Below are 21,904 nucleotides of genomic sequence, written 5' to 3'. Positions count from 1 at the left end.
CACGCCGACGAGCCTGGGCATGCCCCAGCTGCCCGCGCCCGATTTCCCGGCCGAGGTCCGCGCCCGGCTCGAAGCGGACGCCAAGGAGGTCATCGCCCGCTACCCGGACAGCCGCTCCGCGCTGCTGCCCCTGCTGCACCTCGTGCAGTCGGAGGAGGGTCATGTCTCCCGCACCGGGATGCGCTTCTGCGCCGAGATGCTGGACCTCACGACCGCCGAGGTGACCGCCGTCGTCACCTTCTACACGATGTACCGGCGCAAGCCCTCCGGCGACTACCAGGTGGGCGTCTGCACCAACACCCTGTGCGCGGTGATGGGCGGGGACGCAATCTTCGACGAGCTCAAGCGCCACCTCGGTGTCGGCAACGACGAGACCACCACCGACGGCAAGGTGACTCTCGAACACATCGAGTGCAACGCCGCCTGCGACTTCGCGCCCGTGGTGATGGTCAACTGGGAGTTCTTCGACAACCAGACCCCCGAGTCGGCCAGGCAACTGGTCGACGACCTGCGCGCGGGCAGGCCGGTGGAGCCCACCCGAGGGGCTCCGCTGTGCACCTACAAGGAGACCGCCCGGATCCTGGCCGGCTTCCCCGACGAGCGCCCCGGCGCCGTCGCGGCGAGCGGCGGCGCGGGCCCGGCCTCCCTGACCGGTCTGCGCCTGGCGAAGGGCGAGACCCCGCAGCCGCGCGTGGTCCACCCGCGCGGCGAGGGCCCCCGCGACGAACCGCAGCCCGGCTCCGAGCACTTGAGTTCGCATGACGCACCGCAGCAGACCTCTGCGTCCGACCCCGCGCACCCGGCGGGCCCGGTCGACGAGGAGGGGGAGTGATGACCTTGGCAGCCGAACTGAGTGGGAACGGAAACGGAAGCAGCCCCGAAAAGCTGCTGGCACCCGTTCTGTCGGCCTTCTGGGACCAGCCCGAATCCTGGACCCTGGAGACCTACCGCCGGCACGACGGCTATGAGGGGCTGCGCAAGGCCCTGGCCATGTCGCCGGACGACCTCATCGCGTACGTGAAGGACTCCGGGCTGCGCGGCCGGGGCGGCGCGGGCTTCCCCACGGGCATGAAGTGGCAGTTCATCCCGCAGGGCGATGGCAAACCGCACTATCTAGTTGTCAACGCCGACGAGTCGGAGCCCGGGACCTGCAAGGACATCCCGCTCCTCTTCGCCAACCCGCATAGCCTCATCGAGGGCATTGTGATCGCCTGTTACGCGATCAGGTCGTCGCATGCGTTCATCTATCTGCGCGGGGAAGTCGTCCCCGTACTGCGGAGGCTGCACGAGGCGGTGCGGGAGGCCTACGCGGCCGGCTACCTCGGCAAGGACATCCTGGGCAGCGGTCTCGACCTCGAACTCACCGTGCACGCGGGCGCGGGCGCGTACATCTGCGGTGAGGAGACCGCCCTGCTGGACTCCTTGGAAGGCCGTCGCGGTCAGCCCCGGCTGCGTCCCCCCTTTCCTGCGGTCGCCGGTCTCTACGCGTGCCCCACTGTTGTCAATAACGTCGAGTCCATCGCCAGCGTTCCCGCGATCCTCACTCGCGGGAAAGACTGGTTCAAATCGATGGGAAGCGAGAAGTCGCCCGGCTTCACGCTGTATTCGCTCAGCGGGCACGTCGCCAACCCGGGGCAGTTCGAGGCCCCGCTCGGCATCACGCTGCGCCAGCTGCTCGACATGAGCGGCGGGATGCGCCCGGGCCACCGTCTCAAGTTCTGGACCCCGGGCGGCTCATCCACCCCGATGTTCACCGACGAGCACCTCGACGTCCCGCTGGACTACGAGGGCGTCGGCGCGGCCGGCTCGATGCTGGGCACCAAGGCGCTCCAGTGCTTCGACGAGACCACCTGCGTCGTACGGGCGGTCACCCGCTGGACCGAGTTCTACGCCCACGAGTCCTGCGGCAAGTGCACGCCCTGCCGCGAAGGCACCTACTGGCTCGTCCAGTTGCTCCGCGACATCGAGGCGGGCAAGGGCGCCATGGGCGACCTCGACAAGCTCAACGACATCGCCGACAACATCAACGGCAAGTCGTTCTGCGCGCTCGGCGACGGCGCCGCCGCGCCCATCTTCTCCTCGCTCAAGTACTTCCGCGCGGAGTACGAGCAGCACATCACGGGCCGGGGCTGCCCCTTCGACCCGGCCAAGTCGACCCTGTGGGCCGACACCCCGCACCGCACCACGGAGGTGAACGCATGACGGTGACGACTGGCGCTCCCTCCGGCGGCGGAGAGGCGGCGGTGCCGCCGGAGGACCTGGTCTCGCTGACCATCGACGGCATCGAGATCAGCGTCCCCAAGGGCACGCTGGTGATCCGGGCCGCCGAGAAGCTCGGCATCGAGATCCCCCGGTTCTGCGACCACCCGCTGCTCGACCCGGTCGGCGCCTGCCGCCAGTGCATCGTGGAGGTGGAGGGCCAGCGCAAGCCGATGGCGTCCTGCACCATCACCTGCACCGACGGCATGGTGGTCAAGTCGCAGCTGACGTCGCCGGTGGCCGAGAAGTCCCAGCGCGGGGTGATGGAGCTGCTGCTCATCAACCACCCGCTGGACTGCCCGGTCTGCGACAAGGGCGGCGAGTGCCCACTGCAGAACCAGGCCATGCAGGTCGGCGACCCCGACACCCGCTTCGAGGGCAAGAAGCGCACGTACGAGAAGCCGGTGGCGATCTCGACGCAGGTGCTGCTCGACCGCGAGCGGTGCGTGCTGTGTGCGCGGTGCACCCGCTTCTCCGAGCAGATCGCGGGCGACCCGATGATCGAGCTCCTGGAGCGCGGGGCGCTGGAGCAGGTCGGCACCGGAGAGGGCGACCCGTTCGATTCGTACTTCTCCGGCAACACCATCCAGATCTGCCCGGTCGGCGCGCTGACCTCGGCGGCGTACCGGTTCCGCTCGCGCCCCTTCGACCTGGTCTCCTCGCCGTCGGTGTGCGAGCACTGCGCGGGCGGCTGCGCCACCCGCACCGACCACCGGCGCGGCAAGGTCATGCGCCGCCTGGCGGCCAACGACCCCGAGGTCAACGAGGAATGGCTGTGCGACAAGGGCCGGTTCGGCTTCCGGTACGCACAGAAGCCGGACCGCCTGACCACCCCGCTGGTGCGCAACGCGGCCGGTGAGCTGGAGCCGGCCTCCTGGCCCGAGGCGCTGGAGGCGGCCGCGGCCGGCCTCACGGCGGCCAGGGGCCGGGCCGGGGTGCTCACCGGCGGACGGCTGACCGTCGAGGACGCCTACGCGTACGCCAAGTTCGCCCGGATCGCCCTCGACACCAACGACGTCGACTTCCGCGCGCGCGTGCACTCCGCAGAGGAGGCCGACTTCCTGGCGGCGAAGGTCGCCGGGCGCGGCCACCTCACCGGCGAGGGTGTCACGTACGCCTCGCTGGAGAAGGCGCCCGCGGTGCTGCTCGTCGGGTTCGAGGCGGAGGAGGAGGCGCCCGGCGTCTTCCTGCGGCTGCGCAAGGCCTGGCGCAAGCACGGCCAGCGCACCTTCTCACTCGCCACACACCTCACGCCGGGCCTGCGGAAGGCGGGCGGCACGCTGCTGCCCGCCGCGCCCGGCACCGAGACCGAGTGGCTCGACGCGCTGGCGGGCGGGGCCGGCCTGGACGGCGACGGTTCGGCCGCCTCCGAGGCCCTGCGGGCTACCGGTTCCGTCATCGTCGTCGGCGAGCGGCTGGCGGCCGTGCCGGGCGCGCTGAGCGCGGCCGTACGGGCCGCCGCCGCGACCGGCGCCGAGCTGGTGTGGATCCCGCGCCGGGCCGGCGAGCGGGGTGCGATCGAGGCGGGCGCCCTGGCGGCGCTGCTGCCCGGCGGGCGCCCGGCCACCGATCCACGCGCGCGTGAAGAGGTCGCCGCGGCCTGGGGCGTACGCGAACTGCCGCACCGCTTCGGGCGGGACACCGGCCAGATCGTGGAGGCCGCGGCCACCGGCGAGCTGGGCGCGCTGCTCGTCGCGGGCGTCGACCCGGCCGACCTGCCGGACCCGGTACGCGCGCGTGAAGCACTCGCCGGCGCCTTCGTGGTCTCACTGGAGCTGCGGCCGAGCGAGGTCACCGAGCGGGCGGACGTGGTCTTCCCGGTCGCGGCCGTCGCCGAGAAGTCCGGCTTCTTCCTCAACTGGGAGGGCCGGGCGCGGATGTTCGAGGCCGCGCTGAAGCCCGAGCAGGTGATCCGGCGTCTGGCGCCCGCCGACGCGCGCGTGCTGCACATGCTGGCGGACGCCATGGACGTGCACCTCGCGCTCCCCGACAACCGCGCCGCGCGCGCGGAGCTGCGGGGTCTGGGCCACTGGGGCGGACCACGCGCCACCGAGCCGCTGGAGACGGCGCATGTGCTGCCCCGGCCCGCCGAGGGCGAGGCGGTCCTCGCGGGCCACCGGCTGCTGCTCGACCTGGGCAGCCTCCAGGAGGGCGACGAGGCGCTGGCCGGGACCCGGCACGCGGCCCTCGCCCGGCTCTCGGCGGCCACGGCGGCCGAGACCGGCGTCAAGGACGGCGACCTGCTGGAGGTGAGCGGCCCCGCGGGCGCGGTCCGGCTGCCGCTGAAGGTCACCGAGATGCCCGACCGGGTGGTGTGGCTGCCGCTCAACTCGACCGGCACCGGCGTGTACGCGGACACGGGCGCGGTCCCGGGCCAGGTCGTCCGTATCGGCCCGGCGGCGCAGGACGCCGCCACCGCCGCACCGGAGGTGCAGCCGTGACCGACTACCCCGTCCGCCCCGCGGCACCGGGCGCCGCCGTCCACGTACCGGAGGTGCGAGCGTGACCCCGACCTTCCTCGCGGCCGAGGACCTCTCCCTGTTCGGCCGCGACCCCTGGTGGCTCATCGCCCTCAAGGCCGTGTTCTGCTTCGCGTTCCTGATGGTGACCGTGCTGTTCTCGATCGTCTGGGAACGCAAGGTCGTCGCCTGGATGCAGCTGCGCATCGGGCCCAACCGGCACGGCCCCTGGGGGATGCTCCAGTCCCTCGCCGACGGCATCAAGCTGATGCTCAAGGAAGACCTCGTCGTCAAGCGGGCCGACAAGGTCGTCTACGTCCTGGCCCCGATCATCGCCGCCATCCCGGCCTTCATGGCGATCGCCGTGATCCCCTTCGGGCCGTCCGGCAACGAGGTGTCGATCTTCGGCCACCGCACCACGATGCAGCTCACCGACCTGCCGATCGCGATGCTCTACATCCTCGCGTGCGCCTCGGTCGGCATCTACGGGATCGTGCTCGCGGGCTGGTCCTCCGGGTCGACGTACCCGCTGCTCGGCGGGCTCCGCTCGTGCGCGCAGATGATCTCGTACGAGATCGCGATGGGCGCCGCGTTCGCCTCGGTCTTCCTCTACTCGGGGTCGATGTCGACCTCGGAGATCGTCGCCCAGCAGCACGACCGCTGGTACATCGTGCTGCTGCCGGTCTCCTTCATCATCTACGTCGTCACCATGGTGGGCGAGACCAACCGCGCCCCCTTCGACATGCCCGAGTCCGAGGGCGACCTCGTCGGCGGCTTCAACACCGAGTACTCGTCGATCAAGTTCGCGCTGTTCATGCTGGCCGAGTACGTCAACATGGTCACCGTCTCGGCGGTGTCGACCACCCTGTTCCTGGGCGGCTGGCGGGCCCCGTGGCCCGTGTCCACCTTCTGGGAGGGCGCCAACCACGGCTGGTGGCCGATGCTCTGGTTCGTCATCAAGGTCCAGCTGCTGCTCTTCTTCTTCATCTGGCTGCGCGGCACGCTGCCCCGTGTCCGCTACGACCAGCTGATGAAGCTCGGCTGGAAGGTCCTCATCCCGGTCTCGGTCGTCTGGCTGATGCTGGTGGCGACCGTGCGCGCGCTGCGCAACGACGGCCACGACTTCTCCAAGATCGTGCTGTACGTCGGGGGCGCGGTCGTCGCGGTCCTGCTGATCTCGCTGGTCGCGGACGTCTTCCGGGGCCGCCAGGAGGAGTCGGCGGCCGAGGACGGGCCACCCGCGTTCGACCCGATGGCGGGCGGATTCCCGGTGCCACCGCTGCCCGGACAGACCCTTCCGCCGGTGCCGCGCCGACGCCCGAGGTACGAGCGGGAGTTGGTTGTCAGTGGTGGGTCCGATACTGAGAGTGACCGTGACGGAAGGGAGGACGAGGGTGTCTGAGTCATCGGAACCGGCGGAGACTTCGGGGGAGCCCGGGGCTTCGTCCGAGGCCAAGTTCCTGAACCCGGTGGCCGGCTTCGGCGTGACCTTCAAGGCCATGTTCAAGAAGCGGCTGACCGAGCAGTATCCGGAACAGCCAAAGACCACGGCCCCCCGATTCCACGGGCGCCACCAGCTCAACCGGCACCCGGACGGCCTGGAGAAGTGCGTCGGCTGCGAGCTGTGCGCCTGGGCCTGCCCGGCCGACGCGATCTACGTGGAGGGCGCGGACAACACGGCCGAGGAGCGCTACTCGCCGGGCGAGCGGTACGGAATCGTCTACCAGATCAACTACGCCCGCTGCATCCTGTGCGGGCTGTGCATCGAGGCGTGTCCCACGCGCGCGCTGACGATGACCAACGAGTTCGAACTGGCCGACAGCAGCCGCGCGAACCTCATCTACACCAAGGAGCAGCTGCTCGCCGGGCTCGAAGAGGGCATGGTCGACTCGCCGCACGCCATCTACCCGGGCATGACCGAGGGCGACTACTACCGGGGCCTGGTCACCGAGGCCGCGCCCGGCACGGTCCGCCAGGTCGCCGTCTCCAGGGGCGAGCAGCCCGCCGACGGGGAACAGTCCGAGGAGGTGGACGCATGATGCAGCTCGCCGTCTCCGCCACGACGACCTCCACCGGGGAGGCGTTCCAGTTCTGGGTGCTTGCCACCGTCGCCGTCATCGGCGCGCTGTGCACCGTACTGATGAAGAAGTCCGTGCACAGTGCGCTGTGCCTGGCCGGGACCATGATCATCCTGGCGGTCTTCTACCTCGCCAACGGGGCGTACTTCCTGGGCATCGTCCAGGTAGTCGTCTACACCGGCGCGATCATGATGCTCTTCCTCTTCGTGGTGATGCTGGTCGGTGTCACCGCCGCCGACTCGCTCAAGGAGACCATCAAGGGCCAGCGCATCTGGGCCGCGGTCTGCGGGATCGGCTTCGGGGTGCTCCTCATCGCGGGCATCTCCAACGCCTCCCTGAAGCACTTCGACGGACTGAAGCAGGCCAACGCGGGGGGGAACGTGGAGGGCCTGGCGGCCCTCATCTTCACCAAGTACGTGTTCGCCTTCGAAATCACCGGCGCCCTGCTGATCACCTCGGCGATCGGCGCGATGGTGCTCACGCACCGCGAGCGCACCGAGCGCGCCAAGACCCAGCGCGAGCTCTCCGAGCAGCGCGTCCGCGACGGCAAGCACCTGCCGCCCCTGCCGGCCCCGGGTGTCTACGCCCGGCACAACGCGGTGGACATCGCGGGCCTGCTGCCCGACGGCACCCCGTCCGAGCTCACCGTCAACCAGACACTGCGCGGCCGGGGCCAGATCCGCGACGTGTCCAGCGAGGCGCTGTCCGACCTGAAGGCGCTGGAGCAGCGCTCCGCCGAGCGGCTCGGCCGTGAAGAGGAGGCCGCGAAGTGAACCCCGTCAACTACCTGTACCTGTCCGCCCTGTTGTTCACCATCGGCGCGGCCGGCGTGCTCATCAGGCGGAACGCGATCGTGGTCTTCATGTGCGTCGAGCTGATGCTCAACGCCTGCAACCTCGCGTTCGTGGTCTTCTCCCGGATGCACGGCAACCTCGACGGCCAGATCATCGCCTTCTTCACGATGGTCGTCGCCGCGGCGGAAGTCGTCGTCGGGCTCGCGATCATCGTGTCGCTCTTCCGTTCCCGCCACTCGGCCTCGGTCGACGACGCCAGCCTGATGAAGCTGTAAGGGGTCGCTGAATCGTGGACAACCTGATTGCGCTGCTCATCGCGGCGCCTCTGCTAGGAGCGGCCGTCCTGCTGTGCGGCGGGCGGCGGCTCGACGCCGTCGGACACTGGCTGGGCACGCTGCTCGCCGCCGTGTCCTTCGGCCTCGGTGTGGCACTCTTCGCCGACATGCTCGGCCGCTCGGCCGACAACCGGGCGGTGCACAAGCACCTGTTCAGCTGGGTCCCGGTGGAGGGCTTCCAGGCCGACGTCGGCTTCCAGCTCGACCAGCTGTCGATGACCTTCGTCCTGTTGATCACCGGTGTGGGCACGCTGATCCACATCTACTCGATCGGCTACATGGAGCACGACGAGAACCGCCGCCGCTTCTTCGGCTATCTCAACCTGTTCCTGGCGGCGATGCTGCTCCTGGTCCTCGCCGACAACTACCTGCTCCTGTACGTCGGCTGGGAGGGCGTCGGTCTGGCGTCCTACCTGCTCATCGGCTTCTGGCAGCACAAGCCCAGCGCGGCGACGGCGGCCAAGAAGGCGTTCCTGGTGAACCGGGTCGGCGACATGGGCCTGTCCATCGCCATCATGGTCATGTTCACCACCTGGGGCTCGTTCGCCTTCTCGACGGTCTTCAACCAGGTCGGCGAAACCGGCTGGGGCCGCAACACCACGGTCGGCCTGATGCTGCTGCTCGCGGCCTGCGGCAAGTCGGCGCAGGTGCCGCTGCAGTCCTGGCTCGGTGACGCGATGGAGGGCCCGACCCCGGTCTCGGCCCTGATCCACGCGGCGACGATGGTGACCGCGGGCGTGTATCTGATCACCCGCTCCGGCGCCATCTTCAACCAGGTGCAGGACGTCCAGACGGTCGTGGTGATCGTCGGTGCGGTCACCCTGCTCTTCGGTGCGATCGTCGGTTGCGCGAAGGACGACATCAAGAAGGCCCTGGCGGGCTCGACCATGTCGCAGATCGGCTACATGATCCTCGCCACCGGCCTCGGCCCCATCGGCTACGCCTTCGCGATCATGCACCTGGTCACCCACGGCTTCTTCAAGGCCGGGCTCTTCCTCGGCGCGGGCTCCGTGATGCACGGGATGAACGACGAGGTCGACATGCGCAAGTACGGCGGCCTGCGCAAGTACATGCCGGTCACCTTCGTCACCTTCGGCCTCGGCTACCTCGCCATCATCGGCTTCCCGGGCCTGTCCGGCTTCTGGTCCAAGGACAAGATCATCGAGGCGGCGTTCGCCAAGGGCGGCACCGAGGGCTGGATCCTCGGCGCGGTCACCCTGCTCGGCGCGGCCATCACCGCGTACTACATGACGCGCGTGATGCTGATGACGTTCTTCGGCGAAGAGCGCTGGCGCAAGGCGCCGACCCCGTCGCCGGCGGAGCCGGGCGTGGAGCCCGCGGCCGAGACCCGGGGCGCACACGCCGAGCCGCACCCGCACGAGTCGCCCGGCACCATGACGATCCCGATGATCGTCCTGGCCTTCGGCTCGGTCCTGGCGGGCGGGCTCTTCAGCATCAACGAGGCGTTCGTGAAGTGGCTGGAGCCGGTCACGAGCTTCTCGCACGGCGACTCGCCGGTGAGCGCCGGCGTCGTCACCGCGGCCACCATCGTGGTGCTGCTGGTCGGCGTGGGCCTCGCCTGGGCGCAGTACGGCCGCAAGCCGGTCCCGGTCGTCGCCCCGCGCGGTTCGCTGCTCACCCGGGCCGCCCGCCGCGACCTGCTCCAGGACGACTTCAACCACGTGGTCCTGGTCCGCGGCGGCGAGCACCTCACCCGCTCGCTGGTGTACGTCGACCACACCCTGGTCGACGGAGTGGTCAACGGCACCGCAGCGGGGTTCGGCGGGCTCTCCGGCCGACTGCGCAAGCTGCAGAACGGCTTCGCCCGTTCGTACGCGGTCTCGATGTTCGGAGGTGCGGCGGTGCTCATCGCCGCCACCCTGCTGATGAGGGCGGTGTAAGGCATGTCGTTCCCCCTCCTTACCGCGACGGCGGCGCTCCCGGCGGTCGGCGCGATCGCCACCGCCGCCGTCCCGGCCGAGCGGCGGACCGCCGCCAAGTGGCTGGCGCTGCTGGTGTCGCTCGGCACACTGGTCCTGGGCGCCGTCCAGCTCGTACGGTTCGAACCGGGCGGTGACCGCTATCAGTTGACGGAGTCCCACTCCTGGATCAAGGACTTCGGTGTCCGCTACGAGCTGGGCGTGGACGGCATCGGGGTGGCGCTGATCGCGCTCACCGCCCTGCTGATCCCGTTCATCATCGTCGCGGGCTGGCACGACGCGGATCCTTCCCCAAGCTCTCAACTCCGTTCGAGCAGGGGAGGCCCCAAGGAGACCGAGAACTATCGTTGGCGGCCCACCCAGGGTTTCTTCGCCCTGATCCTCGCCGTCGAGGCGATGGTGGTGCTCTCCTTCGAGGCCACCGACGTCTTCCTCTTCTACATCCTGTTCGAAGCCATGCTGATCCCGATGTACTTCCTCATCGGCGGCTTCGGCGACCGCGCCCATGAGCACGGGGACGAGGCGGCGGCCACCCAACGGTCGTACGCGGCGGTCAAGTTCCTGCTCTACAACCTGGTCGGCGGCCTGATCATGCTGGCCGCGGTGATCGGGCTGTACGTGGTGGCCGGGACGTTCTCGCTGGACGAGATCGCGGCCGCGCGCGCGAACGGCTCGCTGGACATGGCGACCAACACCGAGCGGCTGCTGTTCCTCGGCTTCTTCTTCGCCTTCGCGGTGAAGGCCCCGCTCTGGCCGCTGCACACCTGGCTGCCGAACGCGATGGGCGAGGCCACGGCCCCGGTCGCCGTGCTGATCACGGCGGTCGTCGACAAGGTCGGCACCTTCGCGATGCTCCGCTTCTGCCTCCAGCTCTTCCCGGAGGCGTCGAAGTGGGCCACCCCGGTGATCATGGTCCTCGCCGTGATCAGCATCATCTACGGGGCGCTGCTCGCGGTCGGCCAGCGGGACATCAAGCGCCTGGTGGCGTACGCGTCGATCTCGCACTTCGGGTTCATCGTCATGGGCATCTTCGCGATGACCACCCAGGGCCAGTCCGGCGCCACGCTGTACATGGTCAACCACGGGATCTCGACGGCCGCGCTGATGCTGGTGGCCGGCTTCCTGATCTCGCGCCGCGGCTCGCGTCTGATCGCGGACTACGGCGGGGTGCAGAAGGTGGCCCCGCTGCTCGCGGGCACGTTCCTGGTGGGCGGTCTGGCGACCCTGTCGCTGCCGGGGCTCGCGCCCTTCGTCAGTGAGTTCCTGGTCCTGGTGGGCACGTTCAGCCGCTATCCGGCGATCGGCGTGATCGCCACGCTGGGCATCGTGCTTGCCGCGCTCTATGTGCTGGTGCTCTACCAGCGGACGATGACCGGCCCGGTCAAGGCCGAGGTGCAGGGCATGCCGGACCTCAAGGTCCGCGAGCTCCTGGTGGTCGCCCCGCTGATCGCGCTCCTGGTCTTCCTGGGGGTCTACCCGAAGCCGCTGACCGACATCGTCAACCCTGCGGTGCAGCACACCATGACAGACGTACACAAGAAGGACCCCAAGCCCGTGGTGGAGGCGGCCCAGTGAGCACAGCAGCAGCTGTCCACAGCCTGTGGACGACGGCGGCCGACGGCAAGGTGGACAAGATCCCCGCGCCGCACATCGAGTACGCACAGCTTTCGCCCACGCTGATCGTGATCGGCGCGGCGGTGGTGGGCGTGCTGATCGAGGCGTTCGTCCCGCGCAAGAGCCGTTACTACGCCCAGGTGTTCCTCTCCGTCGTCGCGCTCGCCGCCGCCTTCGCCGCGGTCGTCGGGCTCGCCGCCGACGGATACGGCACGACGAAGGCGCACATCGCGGCGATGGGCGCGGTGGCCGTCGACGGCCCGGCGCTCTTCCTCCAGGGCACCATTCTCCTCGCCTCGATCGTCGCGATCTTCACCTTCGCGGAGCGCCGCCTCGACCCCGACGTGCACGGCAACCGGGTCGACTCCTTCGCCGCGCAGGCCGCGTCCGTACCGGGAAGCGAGAGCGAGAAGGCCGCGGTCAAGGCCGGTTTCACGACCACCGAGGTCTTCCCGTTGGCGCTCTTCGCGATCTCCGGGATGCTGGTGTTCCCGGCGGCCAACGACCTGCTGACGCTCTTCGTGGCGCTGGAGGTCTTCTCCCTCCCGCTGTACCTGCTGTGTGCGCTGGCCCGCCGAAAGCGGCTGATGTCGCAGGAAGCGGCAGTGAAGTACTTCCTGCTCGGCGCCTTCTCGTCGGCGTTCCTGCTGTTCGGCATCGCGCTCCTGTACGGCTACGCGGGCTCGGTCCAGTACGCGACCATCGCGGACGTCGTCGACGGCACGGTCCAGACCGTGGACCCGGCGCTCGCGGGCACGATGGGCAACGACGCGCTGCTGCTGATCGGCGGCGCGATGCTCCTGATGGGGCTGCTGTTCAAGGTCGGCGCCGTGCCGTTCCACATGTGGACGCCGGACGTCTACCAGGGCGCGCCCACCCCGGTCACCGGCTTCATGGCGGCCGCCACCAAGGTCGCGGCCTTCGGCGCGCTGCTGCGGTTGCTGTACGTGGTGCTGCCCGGGATGCGGTGGGACTGGCGGCCGGTGATGTGGGGCGTCGCCATCGTCACGATGGTGGGCGGCGCGATCGTCGCGATCACCCAGACCGACATCAAGCGGCTCCTCGCGTACTCGTCGATCGCGCACGCGGGGTTCATCCTGGCGGGTGTCATCGCGACCAACGCGGACGGCATCTCGTCGGTGCTGTTCTACCTGGCGGCGTACTCGTTCGTGACGATCGGGGCGTTCGCGGTGGTCACGCTGGTGCGCGACGCGGGCGGCGAGGCGACGCACCTGTCCAAGTGGGCCGGGCTCGGGCGCCGATCGCCCCTGGTGGCGGCCGTGTTCGCGGTCTTCCTGCTCGCCTTCGCGGGCATCCCGCTGACGTCCGGCTTCACCGGGAAGTTCGCCGTGTTCAAGGCGGCGGCGGAGGGCGGCGCGGGCCCGCTGGTCGTGGTCGGTGTGATCTCGTCGGCGATCGCGGCGTTCTTCTACATCCGGGTGATCGTGCTGATGTTCTTCAGCGAGCCGAAGGCCGACGGGCCGACGGTGGCGGTCCCGTCGCCGCTGACGATGACGGCGATCGGCGTCGGTGTCGCGGTGACGCTGGTGCTGGGTGTGGCGCCGCAGTACTTCCTGGATCTGGCCAGTCAGGCGGGGGTGTTCGTGCGCTGACGCTCTGCGGAGGCGGTTCGGTTTGGCTGCGGGTCCGCTGTGGCTGGTCGCGCAGTTTCCCGCGCCCCTCAGGGGTGCATGGCCCTGGCACGTGTGGGTGGTGCCGGGGCTTTGCACTGCCCCCTGTGGATAACTTTTTACCGCCCCTGACCTTGGGTTTCTTGCCCGTACTGGGGAAATCTGGCACCGCCTCGGCCGGGCCTGTCGGCCCGGGCACCTATCGTGGCAGGGGTGGCGGAGTTACGAGGACGACGGGCGGGGACAGAGCGATGATCGGGACGGACGAGAAGGCTGCGGTGGGTGAGAGCGAGGCGCTGCGGACGCTGAACCGGGTCTTCGGCTACGAGACCTTCCGCGGTGACCAGGGTGCGGTCATCGAGCACGTGGTGGCCGGCGGGGACGCCGTGGTGCTCATGCCGACGGGCGCCGGAAAGTCGCTCTGCTACCAGATCCCGGCCCTGGTCAGACCGGGTACGGGCGTCGTCGTCTCGCCGCTGATCGCCCTGATGCAGGACCAGGTGGACGCCCTGCGGGCGCTCGGTGTGCGGGCCGGGTTCATCAACTCCACCCAGGACTTCGACGAGCGCCGCACGGTGGAGGCGGAGCTCCTCGCGGGCGAGCTCGACCTGCTGTATCTGGCCCCCGAGCGGCTGCGCGTGGAGGCAACGCTCGACCTGCTCTCGCGGGCCAAGATCTCGGTCTTCGCGATCGACGAGGCGCACTGTGTGGCGCAGTGGGGCCACGACTTCCGCCCGGACTACCTGGCGCTCTCGCTGCTGGGGGAGCGCTGGCCGGACGTGCCGCGCATCGCGCTGACGGCGACGGCGACGCGGGTCACCCACCGGGAGATCACCGACCGCCTGGCGATGCCGCACGCGCGCCACTTCGAGGCGAGCTTCGACCGGCCGAACATCCAGTACCGGATCGTGCCGAAGAACGACCCCAAGAAGCAGCTCCTGACCTTCCTGAAGGAGGAGCACGACGGGGACGCGGGCATCGTCTACTGCCTCTCGCGCGCCTCCGTGGACAAGACCGCGCAGTACCTGAGCGACAACGGGGTGGCGGCGGTGCCGTACCACGCGGGGCTCGACGCGGGCACGCGCGCGCGGCACCAGTCCCGCTTCCTGCGGGAGGACGGGCTGGTCGTGGTGGCGACCATCGCGTTCGGCATGGGCATCGACAAGCCGGACGTCCGGTTCGTGGCCCATCTGGACCTGCCCAAGTCGGTCGAGGGCTACTACCAGGAGACGGGCCGCGCGGGCCGCGACGGCCTGCCGTCCACGGCGTGGATGGCGTACGGCCTGCAGGACGTGGTCCAGCAGCGCAAGCTCATCCAGAGCGGCGAGGGCGACGAGGCGTTCCGGCGCCGGGCGGCCGCGCATCTGGACTCGATGCTGGCGCTCTGCGAGACGGCCGGGTGCCGCCGCGCCCAGCTCCTCGGCTACTTCGGCCAGGAGGCCCCGGCCGACCGCTGCGGCAACTGCGACACGTGTCTGAACCCGCCCGAGACCTGGGACGGCACGGTGGCCGCGCAGAAGGCGCTGTCCACCGTCGTACGGCTGGAGCGGGAACGGCGCCAGAAGTTCGGGGCGGGCCAGATCATCGACATCCTGCTCGGCCGCAAGACGGCGAAGGTGATCCAGTTCGACCACGACGCGCTGTCGGTGTTCGGTATCGGCGAGGACCTCTCCGAGGCGCAGTGGCGGGGCGTGGTGCGGCAGTTGCTCGCCCAGGGCCTGCTGGCGGTGGAGGGCGAGTACGGGACGCTGGTCCTGACGGAGACCAGCGGCGAGGTCCTCGGGCGCCGGCGCGAGGTCAGGTTCCGCTCGGAACCGGCGAAGCCGGAGCGCGCGCCCCGCGCACGGGGTGCGGCCAAGGCGAAGGCGGCCCCGGCCGACTTCCCGGAGGAGGCGGCCCCGCTCTTCGAGGCGCTGCGCGCGTGGCGGGCCGCGCAGGCCCGCGAGCAGGGCGTCCCGGCGTATGTGATCTTCCACGACGCGACCCTGCGGGAGATCGCCGTCGCCCGCCCCGGCTCGGTGGAGGAGCTGGGCACGATCGCCGGGGTGGGCGAGAAGAAGCTGGCGACGTACGGGGAGGGTGTGCTGGAGGCGCTGGGGGAGCAGGAGTAGCCGCGGGGGGGGGCGGGGGGGGGCCCCCCCCCCCCCCCCCGCCCCCCCCCCCCCCCCCCTTCCCCCCCCCCCCCCCCCCCCCCCCCCCCCCCCCACGCCCGTCAGGCCTCCACGATCCGGCCGGTGACCTCGCCGAGACCCACCCGGACCCCGTCCGGCCCCGGGGCCCACGCCGTCATCGTGACGACGTCGCCGTCCTCCAGGAACGTGCGCTTGCCGGTGGGGAGTTCCATCGGCTCCGTACCGTTCCAGGTCAGCTCCAGGAACGAGCCGCGCTGGTCGCGCTCGGGGCCGCTGACGGTCCCCGAGCCGTACACGTCGCCCGTCCGCAGCGACGCGCCGTTCACCGTCATGTGGGCGAGCTGCTGGGCGGCCGTCCAGTACATGCCCGCGAACGGCGGCTCGGCCACCAGCTGCCCGTTGAGCGCGACGGCGATGCGGATGTCGAAGCCGCCCGGCACCTCGGCGTCCGCGTCGTCGAGGTAGGGCAGCAGCGGGAAGTCCCGCGCGGGCGGGGCCACCCGCGCGGCCGTCAGCGCCTCCAGCGGAGTGACCCACGCCGAGACCGACGTGGCGAAGGACTTGCCCAGGAACGGGCCGAGCGGCACGTACTCCCACGCCTGGATGTCCCGCGCCGACCAGTCGTTCAGCAGGAAGAGGCCGAAGACGTGGTCCTCGAAGGAGGCCAGGTCCACCGGCCGGCCGAGGGCGGACGGGGTGCCCACCACGAAGCCCACCTCCGCCTCGATGTCCAGCTTCACCGAGGGGCCGAACACCGGCGCCGGGTCGGTGGGCGCCTTGCGCTGCCCGTGCGGGCGCGCCACGTCCGTACCGGAGACCACGATCGTGCCGGACCGGCCGTGGTAACCGATCGGCAGGTGCTTCCAGTTGGGGGTGAGCGCGTCCCCGTCCGGCCGGAAGATCCGGCCCACATTGGTGGCGTGGTGCTCGCTCGCGTAGAAGTCGACGTAGTCCGAGACCTCGTACGGCAGATGCAGGGTGACCGTGTCCAGCGGGTGCAGCAGGGGCTCTATGTCGGGCCGGTGCGCGGGGACGGTGACCCACGCCGTGAGCGCGCGCCGTACATCGCGCCAGGCCGTGCGCCCGGCCGCGAGCAGCGGGTTCAGCGAAGGCCGGGCGAGCAGTGCCGCGTACGGGGAGCCGAGTGCGTGCGCGGCGGCTCCCGCGTCCAGGACGTGATCGCCGATGCGGACGCCGACGCGGCGGTGCTCGGGCGCGTCGGGCGTGGAGAAGACGCCGTACGGAAGGTTGTGCGGGCCGAAGGGGTCGCCCTCGGCCAGGTCGAGCGGGCTCTGCTCGGACATCTGTGCCTGCCTCGCTTTCCACGGGTGTGGAGGACACGTTACGTCGGCGATGGTTGCGTAGGCAGTGCCTAAAGAGTTCGTAATGTCCGGAAACTTCCCGTCCGGAGGGGGAGATTCCCCCTTACCGTCCTTGCCGGGACACGAACGCGGCGAGGGGGCCGTGCGTCCTGAGGGGGGACTGGTGTCGAGCAGTAATGCCCTGTTCACGGCCGACCGGACCGTGCCCGCACTGATCGTGAAGATCGGGAGCTATCCGCTGCACCACGGCGGCGTCGGCGCCATCCGCAGCCTCGGCAGACTCGGCGTGCCGATGTACGCGATCACCGAGGACCGCTGGACACCCGCGGCGCGCTCCCGCTATCTGCGCCACGCCTTCGCCTGGCCCACCACCGGTCGCGAGGACCCGGACGCCCTGGTCGACGGGCTGCTGCGGATCGGGCGGCGGATCGGCCGGCCGACCGTCCTCGTGCCGACCGACGAGGAGGCGGCGGTGCTGATCGCCGAGCATCAGAAGGAGCTCGACGGGCACTTCCTCTTCCCGCCCGTGGCCCCCGAGTTGCCCCGCAGGCTGGCCAGCAAGCGCGGACTGCACGAGCTGTGCGTCGAGCACGGGGTGCCCTCGCCCGCGGCCGCCTTCCCCGACACGTACGACGACATCGAGGACTTCGCCCGGCACGCCCGCTTCCCGCTGGTCGCCAAGAACCGCGAGGCGTTCGTCCGGCGCGAGCGGCCCGCGGTGCGCGGCACCACCCGCGTGGAGAGCGCCGCGCACCTGCTCGCCCTCGCCCGCGAGTGGGGCGAACGGCCGGGGGTGATCCTCCAGGAGTACCTGCCGCGCGAGGAGGCCGAGGACTGGATCGTCCACGCCTACTTCGACGAGAACGCGACGCCGCTGGCGATGTTCACCGGCGTCAAGGTCCGCTCCTGGCCGCCGCACGCGGGGATGACCGCCACCGCGTACGTCGTCGACAACCCCGAACTCGCGCTGTTGGCCGAGCAGTTCGTGAAGCGGATCGGCTTCAGCGGGATCGTCGACCTCGACCTGCGCTTCGACCGGCGCGACGGCCGGTACAAGCTGCTCGACTTCAACCCGCGGATGGGCGCTCAGTTCCGCCTCTTCGAGAGCGAGGCGGGCATCGACGTCGTCCGCGCCCAGCATCTGCACCTGACCGGCCGCGCGGTCCCCGAGGGCGAACAGCGGGCGGGGCGGCGCTATGTAGTGGAGAACATCGACCTGCCCGCGCTGCTCGCCTACCGGCGCAGCGGCTACACCACCCCGCACGCGCCCGCGCGCCCCCGTGGCACCGAGCTGGCGTGGCTCGCCCGGGACGACCCGAGGCCGTTCTTCACCATGCTCGCCCGCTTCGTACGACCGGGGGCCGAGCACCTTTACCAGCTGTGGCGGAGCTCCCGCCGCGCGATCGCCGAGTAGCCCGGCGGGACCAGCGGAACAGGCACGGCCAGCACTTGCGCGTACCACCCTGGGGAGGGGACCTTCACGTGATTCGTCCGGTAGCTGTCATCGGGGCGGGGCCCTACGGTCTGTCCACCGCCGCGCATCTGCGCGGGCGCGGCCTCCCGGTCCGCGTCTTCGGCTCGCCCATGGTGAGCTGGCGCGCGCACATGCCCGCGGGCATGGTCCTGAAGTCGACGCCGTCCGCCTCCAGCATCGACGCGCCCCAACCCGGCCACACCCTGGTCGACTTCTGCGCCGACACCGGGATCCGGCGGTACGAGTCCGACTGGGACCTCATCGCGGTGGAGGACTTCGCGGCGTACGGGCAGTGGTTCGCCCAGAAGCTGCTGCCCGATCTGGAGGACGTACGGGTGGTCTCCGTGGACCGCACCCGGGCGGGCCACTTCGAGCTGAAGCTGGACTCCGGCGAGGCCTTCGAGGCGCGCGCGGTGGTGGTCGCGACCGGGCTCGCCGGACTGGCCCGGATGCCGCGCGAGCTGGCCGCCGTGGTCCCCGACGGCCCCTCCGTCACCGGCCTCGTCTCGCACGCCTCGCAGCACGCCGACCTCTCCCGCTTCGCCGGGCGCGAGGTGCTGGTCGTGGGCGCCGGCCAGTCGGCCATCGAGAGCGCGGTGCTGATGGCGGAGGCGGGCGCGAGCGTACGGATCGTGGCGCGCCGGACCGGGGCCGTCCGCTTCGGCGCCGCGCCCGACCAGCAGCCTCGGCTCAGCCCCGACTCGCCGTTCGGCCGCGCCTGGTCGCTGTACGCGTTCTCGTACCACGCCACCCACTTCCGCCACTTGCCCGCGCCCACCCGGCACTACCTGGTGCGCAGGGTGCTGGGCCCGCTGGGCGCGTGGTGGCTGCGCGACCGGTTCACCGGCAGGGTCGCGGTGACCGACGGCCGCCGCGTGGTCCGCGCGCGCGTCGAGTCCGGCCGCCCGGTCCTGACGCTGAGCGGCGCCGCCGGCGCCCAGCGCGAACTGGCCGCCGACCACGTGCTGGCGGCGACCGGCTACCGCATGGACGTCGCCGCCCTCGACTACCTCGGCCCGGGCGTGCGCACCCAGCTGTCCACCTCGCGGGGCGCGCCGGTCCTGGACGCCGGGTACCGGTCGACGGTGCCCGGCCTGTACTTCACGGGGCTGCCGGCCGCGTCGTCGTTCGGGCCGGTGATGCGGTTCGTGTGCGGTACGGAGTACGCCTCGCCCCGGCTCGCGGCGTCGGTGGCGGCGGGCGGCTGAAGCGGCCGGGGCGCCGCGTCAGCCCGCCGTCCGGGGGATGCGCTTCTCCCACGTCCGGTGGAAGACGACCTCCCCGCCGTCCCGGCACACCACCTCGTCCGAGGTGAGGAAGTCCGCCGCGTCGCAGGCGATCTCGGACCGCGTGGTGATCGTGACGTCCCAGGCCAGCTCCGGCCGGTGCAGCCGGATCGTCCAGTCCGAGCGGGTGCGCGCGGACTGGGGGTCCGCCTCGTCGATCGTGTACGTCTCCAGGGCGTCCTCGGTGAACTCCAGGCCGTCGGGGTGGACCCGCGTACCGCCGCGGCGCGGGTCCACTTCCAGGCGCCACTCGCCCTTGGCGACGTCGCGGACGACGAGGCGCTCCGGGCGGGGCTCGTCCAGCGAGGCGGGGGAGACCGCACCGAGGGGCGCCGACTGCTCGGGCTCCCCGAAGGCGATCGCGTCGGCCGTCCGCTCCCGGACCGGCAGGCTCAGAGAGCTGCCCTCCGGGTCGATCGTGAAGCCCACCGAGTCCGCCTGCGGCCAGATCCACGGCCAGTACGCGGAGGAGACCGCGAGGCGGACGTGGTGGCCCGGTGGGAAGCTGTGGCCGATGCCGTTGAGGAGAAACGTCACGTCCTGGGTGGCGCCCAGCGGCCAGGCGTCCGCGCGGTCCCGGCTCTCGCGCGCGGACAGATTGAGCGCGCCCCGGGTGACCAGCGTGGACGAGCCGTCCGGCGCCACGTCGCAGAGCCGCGCGATCGCCTGCCCGAACGGGACGTCCATGCGCAGCCGCAGCGTCACCTGCGGGCGCCCGAGGATCTCAAGGGGCGGCCCGTCGTCCGGCACCGCGAAGTCGAACGCCGCCGAGTACGCGTCCTCGGCGCGCTGGTCCGGCGGCAGGTCGCCTTCGTTGCCGAAGGGGAAGAAGCGGCCCGCGTCCAGGCCGGTGTGCTGCGGCGAGTCGACCCGGACCGGGGCGCCCCCGAGCGCGTACGGGACGGGGGTGACGTGCGGCGAGGGCCACGCCGGGTCGCCGACCCAGCGGCCGGGCAACTCCTCGTACACCGTGGCGGGCCGGTGCGACTCGCTGATCCAGGAGCGCAGCAGCGGCTCCTCCATGGCCCCGCTGTCCTTGCCCTTGAGCCAGTGGTCCCACCAGCGCAGCGTCTCCTGGAGGAAGCCGATGGCAGGCCCCGGCGGCAGCCCCCGGTCGGGGTACTCGTGCGACCACGGCCCGATCAGCCCGCGCACCCGGTCGGCGGGCAGGTGCTCCACCAGCCGGAGCACGGTGTCCCGGTACGGGTCGTGCCAGCCGCCCACCGCGAGCACCGCGGCGCCGATCGCCCCGTAGTCCTCGCGGACGCTGCCGTGCTTCCAGTAGTCGTCGCGGGTCTGGTGCGCCAGCCAGGTGTGGATGTAGGGCTCCATGGACTCCAGGCGCGTCAGCCACATGTCCCGCCACTGGTCGCCGACGTACGCGGGGTCCGGCGGGCGCGCCGTGAACGCCAGCATCGTCGCCGCCCAGGCGTGCATGCCCACGGCGAGGACGGAACCTCCCATGTAGTGCACGTCGTTGTCATAGCGGTCGTCCGACGAGCAGACCGTGACGACCGCCTTGAGCGGCTCGGGCGCGAGGGCCGCGATCTGAAGGGAGTTGAAGCCGCCCCAGGAGATCCCGAACATGCCGACCTTGCCGTCGCACCAGGGCTGCGCGGCGAGCCACTCGACGACCGCGACCCCGTCCGCGAGCTCCCGCGCGTCGTACTCGTCGCCCGGCAGGCCCTCGCTGTTGCCGTGCCCGCGCACATCGACGCGCACGGAGGCGTAGCCGTGCCCCGCGTACCAGGGATGGCGCTGCCAGTCGCGCGGCGCGGTCCAGTCGGTCAGCCGGTACGGCAGGTATTCGAGCAGCGCCGGTACGGGCTCGTCGGTCACCGGGCGCCAGATCCGGGCGTAGAGGAGCGTCCCGTCGGGGAGCGGAATGCGCACGTCCACTCGGGTGGTCTCGTACGGGAAGTCGGTTCGGATCCGCATGGCAGCCTCGCAGGACCTCAGTGGACGGGGTGCATGGTGCGCTTGGGCCAGGGCGCGGCCGCGATCACCGCGAGGCCGGGGGCCACCGCGATCGCGCCGTTGACGCCGAAGTGGGCGGCGTTGGAGACCTTTCCGCAGGTGCGGTAGGGCTTGCCCGCCAACGAGGCCGCATTCGGCTTGAGCAGGCCCGTACCGGCGCTGATCAGGCCGAGTCCGGCCCAGGTCGCCGCCTGGGCGGGGACGGCCATCGTGTAGTGGCCGCAGGCGATCAGGACGCCGCCGTACAGGACCGCGCGGTACGAGCCGAGGATGCGGTCCGCGAGCCGGCCGCCCGCGACCGGGACGGGATGGACGAGCGTTCCGTACGCCGCCGAGACCGAGGCCGCCGTGGCCGCGTCCAGGCACATGCCGCCGTGCGCCACGGGGTCGCCGAAGTAGAGGACCGGGATCGCCTGCATCCCCAGGAAGGAGAACCGCTCCCACACCTCCGGGCCGGAGAGCGTCAGCAACCCCTCCGGGTGGCCGAGGAAGGCGTGGTCGTCCCGGGGCGGCGGCCGCTCGGCGCCGGGGTCGGTCGCGGTGTCGGTGATCGTTCCGGACAAAAGGCCTACTCCTGATCGTATGAGCTGATCACGAACATAC

General features: G+C 71.1%; 15 protein-coding genes and 1 pseudogene. 13 read left to right on the top strand and 3 right to left on the bottom strand.

The window, feature by feature from the left end; genetic code table 11:
• Nucleotides 1–19: 19 nt before the first annotated feature.
• The 11 genes from nuoE to recQ all read left to right on the top strand — a co-directional run bounded on the left by nuoE (nt 20) and on the right by recQ (nt 15,221).
• Nucleotides 20–832 (top strand): NADH-quinone oxidoreductase subunit NuoE, encoded by an 813-nt coding sequence (gene nuoE / locus ACZ499_RS30265; RefSeq protein ID WP_468679470.1) that lies wholly within the window; start codon nt 20–22, stop codon nt 830–832.
• Nucleotides 832–2,202, top strand: a complete 1,371-nt coding sequence (gene nuoF, locus ACZ499_RS30260; protein ID WP_385825542.1) for an NADH-quinone oxidoreductase subunit NuoF — start codon at nt 832–834, stop codon at nt 2,200–2,202. Before nuoE ends, nuoF begins: the two co-directional genes overlap by 1 nt.
• The gene (locus tag ACZ499_RS30255; RefSeq protein ID WP_468679417.1) at nt 2,199–4,700 is read left to right on the top strand and encodes an NADH-quinone oxidoreductase subunit G; all 2,502 of its coding nucleotides are present in this window, start codon (nt 2,199–2,201) and stop codon (nt 4,698–4,700) included. The genes nuoF and ACZ499_RS30255 overlap by 4 nt, the downstream gene beginning before the upstream one ends.
• A 61-nt stretch (nt 4,701–4,761) precedes the next feature.
• The gene (nuoH, locus tag ACZ499_RS30250) at nt 4,762–6,120 is read left to right on the top strand and encodes an NADH-quinone oxidoreductase subunit NuoH (protein WP_468679416.1); all 1,359 of its coding nucleotides are present in this window, start codon (nt 4,762–4,764) and stop codon (nt 6,118–6,120) included.
• On the top strand, nt 6,113–6,757 hold the full coding sequence (nuoI, locus tag ACZ499_RS30245; RefSeq protein ID WP_468679415.1) for an NADH-quinone oxidoreductase subunit NuoI: 645 nt from the start codon (nt 6,113–6,115) through the stop codon (nt 6,755–6,757). Before nuoH ends, nuoI begins: the two co-directional genes overlap by 8 nt.
• Nucleotides 6,757–7,569, top strand: coding sequence for an NADH-quinone oxidoreductase subunit J (locus tag ACZ499_RS30240; RefSeq protein WP_468679469.1), 813 nt, complete (start codon nt 6,757–6,759; stop codon nt 7,567–7,569). The genes nuoI and ACZ499_RS30240 overlap by 1 nt, the downstream gene beginning before the upstream one ends.
• Nucleotides 7,566–7,865, top strand: coding sequence for an NADH-quinone oxidoreductase subunit NuoK (gene nuoK / locus ACZ499_RS30235; protein ID WP_067163047.1), 300 nt, complete (start codon nt 7,566–7,568; stop codon nt 7,863–7,865). The genes ACZ499_RS30240 and nuoK overlap by 4 nt, the downstream gene beginning before the upstream one ends.
• A gap of 14 nt (nt 7,866–7,879) precedes the next feature.
• On the top strand, nt 7,880–9,826 hold the full coding sequence (nuoL, locus tag ACZ499_RS30230) for an NADH-quinone oxidoreductase subunit L (protein WP_468679414.1): 1,947 nt from the start codon (nt 7,880–7,882) through the stop codon (nt 9,824–9,826).
• 3 nt (nt 9,827–9,829) lie between these two features.
• Entirely contained in the window at nt 9,830–11,440 is a 1,611-nt protein-coding gene (locus ACZ499_RS30225) for an NADH-quinone oxidoreductase subunit M (protein ID WP_468679413.1), read from the top strand.
• Nucleotides 11,437–13,092 (top strand): NADH-quinone oxidoreductase subunit NuoN, encoded by a 1,656-nt coding sequence (gene nuoN / locus ACZ499_RS30220; RefSeq protein ID WP_468413000.1) that lies wholly within the window; start codon nt 11,437–11,439, stop codon nt 13,090–13,092. Before ACZ499_RS30225 ends, nuoN begins: the two co-directional genes overlap by 4 nt.
• Before the next feature lie 269 nt (nt 13,093–13,361).
• A complete protein-coding gene (recQ, locus tag ACZ499_RS30215) occupies nt 13,362–15,221 on the top strand; it encodes a DNA helicase RecQ (RefSeq protein ID WP_468679412.1) in 1,860 nt (619 codons plus the stop codon).
• 101 nt (nt 15,222–15,322) lie between these two features.
• Here the strand turns inward: recQ and fahA are convergent, their stop codons facing one another.
• Entirely contained in the window at nt 15,323–16,546 is a 1,224-nt protein-coding gene (gene fahA, locus ACZ499_RS30210) for a fumarylacetoacetase (protein WP_468679411.1), read from the bottom strand.
• Between the two features lie 181 nt (nt 16,547–16,727).
• Here fahA and ACZ499_RS30205 point away from each other — a divergent pair, with 181 nt between their 5' ends.
• Nucleotides 16,728–17,978 carry a carboxylate--amine ligase gene (locus ACZ499_RS30205; RefSeq protein WP_468679410.1) on the top strand — a complete coding sequence of 417 codons (1,251 nt, stop codon included), beginning with the start codon at nt 16,728–16,730 and terminating at the stop codon, nt 17,976–17,978.
• Nucleotides 17,979–18,046: 68 nt separating this feature from the next.
• On the top strand, nt 18,047–19,246 hold the full coding sequence (locus ACZ499_RS30200; protein ID WP_468679409.1) for an FAD-dependent oxidoreductase: 1,200 nt from the start codon (nt 18,047–18,049) through the stop codon (nt 19,244–19,246).
• An 18-nt stretch (nt 19,247–19,264) separates the two neighbouring features.
• Here ACZ499_RS30200 and ACZ499_RS30195 read toward each other — a convergent pair whose 3' ends face one another.
• Both ACZ499_RS30195 and ACZ499_RS30190 read right to left on the bottom strand, forming a co-directional pair.
• The gene (locus tag ACZ499_RS30195) at nt 19,265–21,262 is read right to left on the bottom strand and encodes a CocE/NonD family hydrolase (RefSeq protein ID WP_468679408.1); all 1,998 of its coding nucleotides are present in this window, start codon (nt 21,260–21,262) and stop codon (nt 19,265–19,267) included.
• 86 nt (nt 21,263–21,348) lie between these two features.
• A pseudogene (locus ACZ499_RS30190) lies at nt 21,349–21,852 on the bottom strand (peptide MFS transporter); the annotation flags it as partial.
• Nucleotides 21,853–21,904: the final 52 nt, after the last annotated feature.

Source organism: Streptomyces sp. NPDC031265 (assembly GCF_055570295.1).
This window is presented reverse-complemented; position numbering and strand designations above follow the sequence as displayed.